The sequence below is a fragment of the Paenibacillus sp. AR247 genome (assembly GCF_002968895.1).
GTDB classification, from domain to species: domain Bacteria; phylum Bacillota; class Bacilli; order Paenibacillales; family Paenibacillaceae; genus Paenibacillus_AQ; species Paenibacillus_AQ favisporus.
On the sequence record NZ_PCZT01000010.1, the window covers coordinates 25,009 to 33,759 of the forward strand.

The window sequence follows — 8,751 nt, forward strand, 5'->3', positions numbered from 1 at the left end:
CAGGTGTATGCGGTCGTAGGCGCTGTGTTTGAAGGCAGCGAGCTTGAAATGGCGGTAGCCGATATGAAGGGCGAGCTGATCGCCCAAATGCATACGCGTTTGAAGCAGCCGGTGGATGGGGAATCCGCGCTTCAGGCGCTCGAAGAGACGCTGGAGCGTCTGCTGGTTGCGAGCGGGACGGACCGGGGCCGGGTGATCGGTATCGGCGTTGGGCTTCCGGGCATTACGCAGCGCCGAAGCGGCACCGTCAGCCATGCTCCAAGCACGGGCTGGATGGACCTCCCCGTAGGCAGGGAGATTGAAGAGCGCCTTCAACTGCCGGTGGTGCTGGATAATGACGTCAACATGATGACGCAGGGCGAATTTTTTGGCGGGGCCGGGTCTGGCGTATCCAGCCTGGTGTATATGTACGTCGGAACCGGGATCGGCGCCGGCATTATCCTTGACAAGCAACTGTACCGCGGAAGCAAGGAGGCCTCCGGAGAAATCGGGTATATGCGGATCGGTGACTCGCCGGGAAGACGCAAAGGCGAATTCGGTGTGTTCGAGAAAAATTTCTCGGTGAACGGCATACACAGTAAAGCGAAGGCACTTGGGCTTGAGGTCGACGCGGAGACGAGCATTCTCCGGCAGTTAATCCAGCTGAGCGAGGAAGGCAGCTCGCAGGCGGAGGGACTTCTGAATGACGTGTATCATGGCTGGGCTTCGGGAATCGCCAATACGGTCAGCGTGCTCGATCCTGAGATGTTGGTCTTGAGCGGCGAGATGGTCCATTTGAACGAAGCCGGGCTGAACCGGATCCGCGAGCTGCTGCTGGATTGGGTGCCGGTGATGCCGGAAATCCGCTTGGCGGCGCTGCGAGAACGCGCGGGGCTCATGGGTGCGGTGCACAGCGTGCTTGAAGCGCATTCGTTCGCTTCCAGGTAGTTAACATTTTGAATTTATAAATTAGCTCAACATCCTAATTTAGTACTTAATCATGAGCAGAGTAGCGGAGGGGCCGGAATCGATCTGGAGAAGCGGCAGCGGTCGCCTAAAAGCTTTCCGAGGAAAGCTGGCTCCGGAAGCATAGCTTTGACCGAATTTCTACCTTGCTGGGAAGGTGAATCAAGAAATTTGGGAACAACAGCGATCGGAAGAACGATCCGGAACCGCAGCGGCCACCCTGCACCATACTAAGAACTAATCATTTCAATGTTGAGCCTAAAATTAGGGGGATTAACAATGGCAAAGAAATGGTTCAAGCTCGGCATGATGTCCATCGCTCTGACAATGACGGTCGGTCTGACCGCTTGCGGCGGCGGAGACAAGGAACAGGCAGCCTCCGGTGAAGCGGGCGGGGACAAAGGATCACAGAAGCTGGTCATCTACACCGCCCGTGACAAAAACGTCGTTGAGCAGATTCTGCCGAAGTTCGAGGAGCTGAACCCGGATATCGACGTCGAAGTGATGACGATGGGCGCCCAGCAGATCATGGAGCGGGTGCGCGGCGAGAAGGCCAACCCGCAGGCTGACTTCTGGTGGGGCGGCACGCAGTCCTCTTTTATCACGGCGGCGAATGAAGGGCTGCTGGAATCGTATAAGCCGAGCTATGCGGACAGCATACCGGCCGAATACAAAGACGAGCAGGACCGTTGGTACGGGGAGATGCTGCTTCCCGAGGTCATCATGTACAACTCCGAGGCGGTGAAGAAAGAAGATGCCCCGAAGGATTGGGATGATTTGCTCGATCCGAAATGGAAGGATCAAATTCTGATCCGCGGCGTCATGGCGTCCGGCACGATGAGAACGATCTATGATGCCATGATATACCGCCAAGATCCCGCGAATCCGGAAAAAGGCTACGATTGGCTGAAAAAGCTTGATGTCAACACGAAAGAGTATACGCAGGACCCGACCCAATTGTACTTGAAGCTGGCCCGTCAGGAAGGAAAGCTGTCGCTGTGGAACCTGCAGGACATTCTGATCCAGAAGGAGCTGCAGAAGCAGCCGTTTGACTACATCTATCCGACCAGCGGTGCACCGATTCTGGTGGACGGTGTCGGCATTATCAAAGGCGCCAAAAACTTGGACGCCGCGAAAAAGTTCTTTGATTTTATTTTTGATGAAGGCCAGCTTAAGGAAAAGGCGGACAAGCTGTTCCAGATTCCAACCCGGACCGATATCGACAAAAGCCAGTTCCCGGACTGGTACAAGAACCTCGATACCAAGCCGCTGGACCTGGATTGGACGGTTCTTGCGGATAAAGAGAAGGAATGGATGCAGTATTGGGATGAGAATATCAAAGGCAAGGGCGGAAAATAACGGGATTGCGGCTTTCAAGGTGAACAAGGGCTGGGATGGGGGACAGCCCGCCCGGGCCTGCCCGCAGTATTCGGATTGGTGGAGAACCAATCTGAAACAATCGACGCTTGAGGTCGTCATACCGCGCTTCATGCCGACTACGTGCGGCTTGATGAGCAAAGGTTCTACAACCATATAAGTTAAATCAAAAAATAGGATGCAGGCAAGGGAGTAAAATGATTCCGAAGAAGCGGAGCGGTCGCATTTGGCTTTCGGATTTCTACCTTAAGGGTCCATTACAATCAAGAAATCCGAAAACAAGAGCGATCATAGGAACAGTTTACGTACTTGCCCCCATCATCCATTCAATAGGCGAATCACTTGAAGGAGGACGAATGATGATCGGAGTCACGCTGGACCGAGTCAGCAAAACATTCGGTGGGGCCAAGGGTGTGGAGGAAGTTGACGTACATATCAATCCAGGCGAGTTTTTTACTTTTCTGGGTCCGAGCGGCTGCGGCAAAACGACCACTTTGCGCATGATCGCCGGTTTCTATTACCCCAGCGACGGACGCATTCTTTTCGGTGAGCATAATGTCACCCACATGCCGCCCAATAAGCGCAACACGGGCATGGTATTTCAAAACTACGCCTTATTTCCGCACATGACCGTATTCGAGAATATTGCTTTCGGTCTTCAAGTCCGGAAACAGGGAAAAGCTGAAATTAACGAGAAGGTCACGCGCGCCCAAAAGCTGGTGCATCTCGATGGCTATGGCCAGCGCCGCATTGATCAATTGTCCGGCGGGCAGCAGCAGCGGGTTGCGCTCGCTCGTGCACTGGTGATCGAGCCGAATATTCTCCTGCTCGATGAGCCCTTGTCCAACCTCGATGCCAAGCTGCGGGAAGAGACAAGGCAGGAAATCAAACGGCTTCAGCTGGAGCTGGGCATTACTACGATTTACGTAACGCATGATCAATCGGAAGCAATGTCCATGTCGGACCGGATCATGGTTATGAAGGATGGCGTCGTGCAGCAGATCGGTACGCCGCATGAAATTTACAACCGTCCGGTCAACCGTTTCGTCGCTTCGTTTATCGGGGAGTCCAATCTGTGGGAAGGCACGGTGGAGCGGCTGGAAGGCGGGATGGTAGACGTTCGGCTTGCACCGGATTTGCGGCTGACCGGCCTCGCCAAAAACGCCTCGCCCGAATGCAAGCTGGCGGTGGGGCGGAAGGTCACATTGTCGGTACGTCCGGAGGCGGTTCGGGAGGCTGTCGTGTCCGAACGTGGTGAGGCCAATACGATGGCTGTGAAGGTGCTGCTATCGGAATTCACCGGGATCAGTGTGAATTATATGGCTCAGGCCGGCCCGTTGTCCGTGAAGGCGATGTTTGTCGGGCAGGGGCACCGGATGAGGGAGCGGGACGAGGAAGTGTTGTTTAACGTGGCGCCGGACAGCATTTATTTTTTGGAATAGGGGGTGACCCGAAGCGATGAACAAACCTCAGCCTCAATTGGCACCGCCGTCTATTCGCCCAAGCAGTCGCTGGAATTCGCTGACGAGATCGCCGCATTTTGTATATGTGCTGATTGCGCCGTTATTTCTTATCCTATTGGCATATGTCGTCTATCCGTTCTTCCAGACGTTCCGGCAGAGTTTGCAGTTGGACGGCGGCTTTTCGCTCCAAAACTACTCCCGTTTCTTCAGCCTGGAACATACGGCGAATCTGGAGGCCCTGTGGACGAGCGTATACATTTCGGTACTCAGCGTGATCACCTGCGGCATCGTGGGGGTGGCCATGGCATTCCTGCTCGAAAGGTACGAGTTCCCCGGGCGCAAGCTCTTGTCGGTGCTTGTCCTCGTGCCGATGGCGCTGCCGCCATTGATCGGGGTGTTATCCTTTGAATTTTTGTACGGTTCCAGCGGGATTATTCCGCGGGGGCTGCAGCATCTGCTTCATCTGGACAAGCCGCCTTTTACGCTGAAAGGGATTTGGGGCGTGCTGGTGGTCCATACGTTTACGATGTACACCTATTTCTATATGACGGCGTCTTCGGCGATCAAGGGGCTTGATCCGTCGCTTGAGGAGGCCGCATCGAATCTGGGGGCGAACCGGTTCACGATCTGGCGGCGGGTGATTCTGCCCATGCTGACGCCGGCCATCGTTGCGGCATCGCTGCTCGTCTTTATGATCTCGATGGCGTCGTACACCGCGCCGCTCATCTTCGGCATTGAACGGACGATGACGATGCAGATTTATCTGTCCCGCACCAACGGCGACTTGGATATGGCGGCGACGCAATCGACGCTGCTGTCCGTCGTGTCCATTCTGTTTCTTATTCTGATGCGGTGGTACCAAGGCGCGAGGAACTATCAGAACATGAGCAAAGGCGTCAGCGTTCATCGGACCGAGGTGAAAAGCAAAGCGGGCAGAAACACCGCGATGGTGCTGTCTTTCATCGGGGTGCTCGTGCTGATGCTGCCGATTCTCGTGATTGTGCTGCTCGCTTTTTCCGAAGACGGGAAGTGGACGACCCAAGTGCTGCCGCCGTCTTATACACTGGACCATTTCAAGGATCTCTTCACCGACAGCAAAACATGGCGTCCCATCGCCAACAGCTTCAAAATCAGCATCGCGGCGACGATCGGCAACCTGCTGTTCGGCGTCGCAGCCGCCTATGCCATCGTGCGCATGAACTTTAAAGGGAAGACGCTGCTCGATATTCTGATCATGCTGCCTTGGGCGCTTCCGGGCACGGTCGTGGCCGTAAACCTCATTACGGCGTTCAGTGAGCCCAATGCGTTTTCCTTTGGACAGGTGCTGATCGGGAGTTTCTGGATTTTGCCGCTGGCTTATTTCGTCCGGCATCTGCCGCTGATCTTCCGCTCGACCTCGTCCACGCTGATGCAAACCGACCGCTCGGTAGAGGAGGCGGCACGAAATTTGGGAGCGTCCTGGTGGTACACCTTCCGCCGCGTCGTGTTTCCGATGGCGCTGAGCGGCATCCTGGCGGGCACGCTGCTTGCGCTTGTGGAAGGCATCGGCGAGTTTGTCGCCTCGATTCTGCTGTATACCAACAAGACGACGCCGATCTCAGTCGAGATTTTTCAGCGGATGTACGCCTTTGAATTCGGAACCGCCTGCGCGTACGGCGTGCTGCAAATCGTCATGATTATTCTCGTGCTTTACGTTTCCCGGAGGCTGACCGGCGGCAATGCCGGCTCCGCGATTTGACGATAGATTTTCTGAACCTGAAGCGGTAAAAGAATACCTTTTTTTCATTACGCGAAGACCTGTCCCGAACAAGGCGAGCCGATTGCGATAATGATACAGGCTTGCAGCGGCATTTGCCGATGCAGGCCAACACTCACGCTTGAAGGAGGAGAAGTAACTTGAGTCAACGTGAACTGAGTAAGAAACGCAGGGCAAAAAAATGGATGGCGGCATCGATGAGCCTGGTGATGGCCGGAACGCTGGCTTTCCAAGCCGGTCCAGGAAAGGCATCTGCTGACAGGGGGGTGGTCGATTTATGGAAAGCCATCAAGCCCCTCACCACCATTGCCAGCGCGATGAATACGGGTGCTCACCCGGATGATGAGCATAGTGCGACACTCGCGTATCTTTCGCTCGGACTCGGCGTGGATACATACAGTGTCATCGCCAACCGCGGGGAAGGCGGGCAGAATGAAATCGGCAGCGAGCTGGGCAACGCTCTCGGAATCATCCGCACGCGGGAGCTGCAGGAAGCGTCGAAGATTACGAATGTGACGCTGGCGAACCTGAGCCAGAAGCTGGACGATCCGATCTATGACTTCGGATTCTCCAAAAGCCCTGACGAAACGTTGGAAAAATGGGGCGAAGACGTCGCATATGAACGGCTGATCCGCCAAATCCGGGAGAAACGTCCGGATGTGCTGATCCCGGCGTTTCTGAACGAACCTTCGACGCACGGGCATCACCGCGCGATCAACGTGCTGACCGTACGTGCCTTCAAGGATGCGGGCAATCCGCAGATTTTCCCGGAGCAGCTGAAGGAAGGGCTGCAGCCTTGGCAGCCGAAGAAGCTTTTTGTACCAGCAACGGATAAGGCATACGATGTCTCTTTGCCGGTCAATGAATACAATGAGCTGTACGGCGCTTCCTATGCCCAGCTCGGAGAAGAATCCCGCTATATGCATAAGAGCCAGGGCATGGGCAGACAAGTGGACGAAGGCCAAGGAACGGCCTATTACACACTGCAGGCATCGGCGGACGGCAAGAAGGCGGACGAGAAGCCGGCTGCGTCGTTGTTCGGCGGAATCGCCTTTACGTTTGACGATCTGGCCAAAGAAATAGACGCCAAAGGAAAAGACAACAAAGTCGCTAAGCAGCTGAACACGCTGCAAAAGGACGCCAACGAAGTGATTGCGGCTTATCCCGCATTTGCGGAAGTCGCCCGCGAAGTTCACGAAATGAAAGCGGACGTTCAAACCGCTGTGGAGCTTGTCAAGTCATCATCTTTAGATTCATCGGCGAAAAATGATCTGCTGCATCGCTTGGAAGTAAAGGAAAGACAGCTCAATAAAGCCAGCCAGGAGGCGACTTCCGTCGTCGTCAAGGTGAAGCCGGAGACCGGAGAGCTTATTCCAGGGCAAACGACGAAGGTGACGGTAACGGCCTTTAACGGCGGAGACGTGAATGTCGGCAAGGTCAGCCTGAAGCTGAATGTTCCCGAAGGCTGGAACGCGAAAGCGTCAGGAGCGGCGACCTTCGCCAAGCTGGACAAAAACAAGACGGTCCAAACCGAATTTGAGGTTACCGTGCCGAAACAGGTGGAGGACTTCAATCCTTATGCGCTTCCGCTGATTTCCGCGGATATCGGGTATGAGGCGTTCGGAACGGCGGCAACGCTGCATGTGGTTCCGGATAATGCGGTAGCCGTGCTGCCGCCGGTTGCGCTGTCCCTAAGTCCGGAAGCGGCGGTTCTGAATACGCTGAAACCGGGAGACGCTGTACCGGTCAAGGTGACCGCGACGAATTATGCGCCAGGCGCGGAGAAGACGAAAGTTTCGCTGAAAACGCCGGAGGGATGGACGGTAGAGCCCGCGGTGCAGGAATTGAGCTTCGCGGCCAAATACGAAACCAAGACGGCTGAATTTACGGTCAAGGCGCCTGAGGGCGTGAAGGCGGGAAGCTACAGCTTGTCTGCTGTATCGAGCGATGGAACGCTGGACAGCAGCAGAACGGTACAGGTTATTCAGTATCCGCATATCGGCAAAACCTATTATGTTAAGCCGGCCAACCTGGCCATTCAAGCGTTCGATCTGAAGGTGCCGGAGGGATTGAAGGTCGGCTATGTGTCCAGCGGGTTTGATAACATCGATCAGGTGCTGCGCCAGGTGGGCATTAATGTGACGAATCTGGATGCTAAAACGATTCAGTTCGGCGATCTGTCGCAGTACGATACGATTGTGCTCGGCATTCGGGCCTATGCGTTCCGGCCGGAACTGATTCCTAGCAATCAGCGTCTGCTCGATTACGCCAAAAATGGCGGCAATCTGGTGGTCCAGTATCACAAACCGGAAGACAAATGGTCGCCGGACCTCGCTCCGTATCCGATCAAGATTGGCGCGCCGCTGATCGAATGGCGCGTCACGGACGAAAACTCCAAGGTGACGATGCTTGCGCCGGATCATCCGATCTTTAACACGCCGAATAAGATTACATCGGCCGACTGGGAGAACTGGATCCAGGACCGCTCCGCCTACAACCCGTCCGAATGGGGCAAGGAGTACACAGAGCTGATCTCGAACGGCGACCCGGGTGAGAAAGAGTTTACGGGCACGTTCCTCACAGCCCCTTATGGGAAAGGGAATTACACGTACAGCTCCATTGTCTGGTACCGCGAAATGCCAAGCCTTGTTCCAGGTTCGATTCGCATGTTCGTGAACATGATCAGCCTGAAACAGGAAGGGACGGTTTCCACCGGAACCACTCCCCAAAAATAATGGATGATCGGGCTGGAATGTAGGATGAACCGTTGAAGGATTTAGCTTGAAAGGGGATGGCGCGGAGCGATAGGCTTCGCGCCGGACCTTGGATTTTCACACGGATAAAGACTTTGGCTGTGTACATAAAACAAACTATGGAGGGGACTGGGCAACATGAGGAATCGGGAAAAGATTTTGGAACGGGAAGGTGGACATTTTCCGGGGCGTACCTATACGGAAGCCGTGCTCGAGCCTGCTTTCGATGAAGCGAAGAACAGCTTGCTCGGGGCGATGATGGCGATCAACAAAGCGCATTTGATCATGCTGAAGGAGCAGGGACTCGTAAGCGGGGAAGAAGCCCTCCAAATCGCGTCGGCCATCCGCGGCCTTGATCTGGATGGGCTGCGCCAAGCGGAATATACGGGACAGTTCGAGGACCTGTTTTTCAGGTTGAGCATGAGCTGCATGCAGCGGCCGGAGACATTGCCGACAA

The 8,751-nt window shown here is 55.1% G+C and carries 6 protein-coding genes and 1 pseudogene; all 7 read left to right on the forward strand.

The features are described 5' to 3' along the window. A partial coding sequence (locus CPT76_RS19610; RefSeq protein WP_105444155.1) for an ROK family protein occupies positions 1-927 on the forward strand: 927 nt, incomplete at its 5' end. Positions 928-1,224: 297 nt separating this feature from the next. Further along, a complete protein-coding gene (locus CPT76_RS19615) occupies positions 1,225-2,304 on the forward strand; it encodes an extracellular solute-binding protein (RefSeq protein ID WP_105444156.1) in 1,080 nt (359 codons plus the stop codon). Then, on the forward strand, positions 2,273-2,482 hold the full coding sequence (locus tag CPT76_RS36730; protein ID WP_146116361.1) for a hypothetical protein: 210 nt from the start codon (positions 2,273-2,275) through the stop codon (positions 2,480-2,482). Before CPT76_RS19615 ends, CPT76_RS36730 begins: the two co-directional genes overlap by 32 nt. A gap of 199 nt (positions 2,483-2,681) precedes the next feature. Next, the gene (locus tag CPT76_RS19620) at positions 2,682-3,764 is read left to right on the forward strand and encodes an ABC transporter ATP-binding protein (protein WP_105444157.1); all 1,083 of its coding nucleotides are present in this window, start codon (positions 2,682-2,684) and stop codon (positions 3,762-3,764) included. A gap of 16 nt (positions 3,765-3,780) precedes the next feature. After that, positions 3,781-5,523 carry an ABC transporter permease gene (locus CPT76_RS19625; protein ID WP_105444158.1) on the forward strand — a complete coding sequence of 581 codons (1,743 nt, stop codon included), beginning with the start codon at positions 3,781-3,783 and terminating at the stop codon, positions 5,521-5,523. 215 nt (positions 5,524-5,738) lie between these two features. Then, the gene (locus CPT76_RS19630) at positions 5,739-8,276 is read left to right on the forward strand and encodes an NEW3 domain-containing protein (protein ID WP_258168704.1); all 2,538 of its coding nucleotides are present in this window, start codon (positions 5,739-5,741) and stop codon (positions 8,274-8,276) included. Between the two features lie 156 nt (positions 8,277-8,432). Further along, positions 8,433-8,751 (forward strand): annotated as a pseudogene (locus tag CPT76_RS19635) (argininosuccinate lyase); the annotation flags it as partial.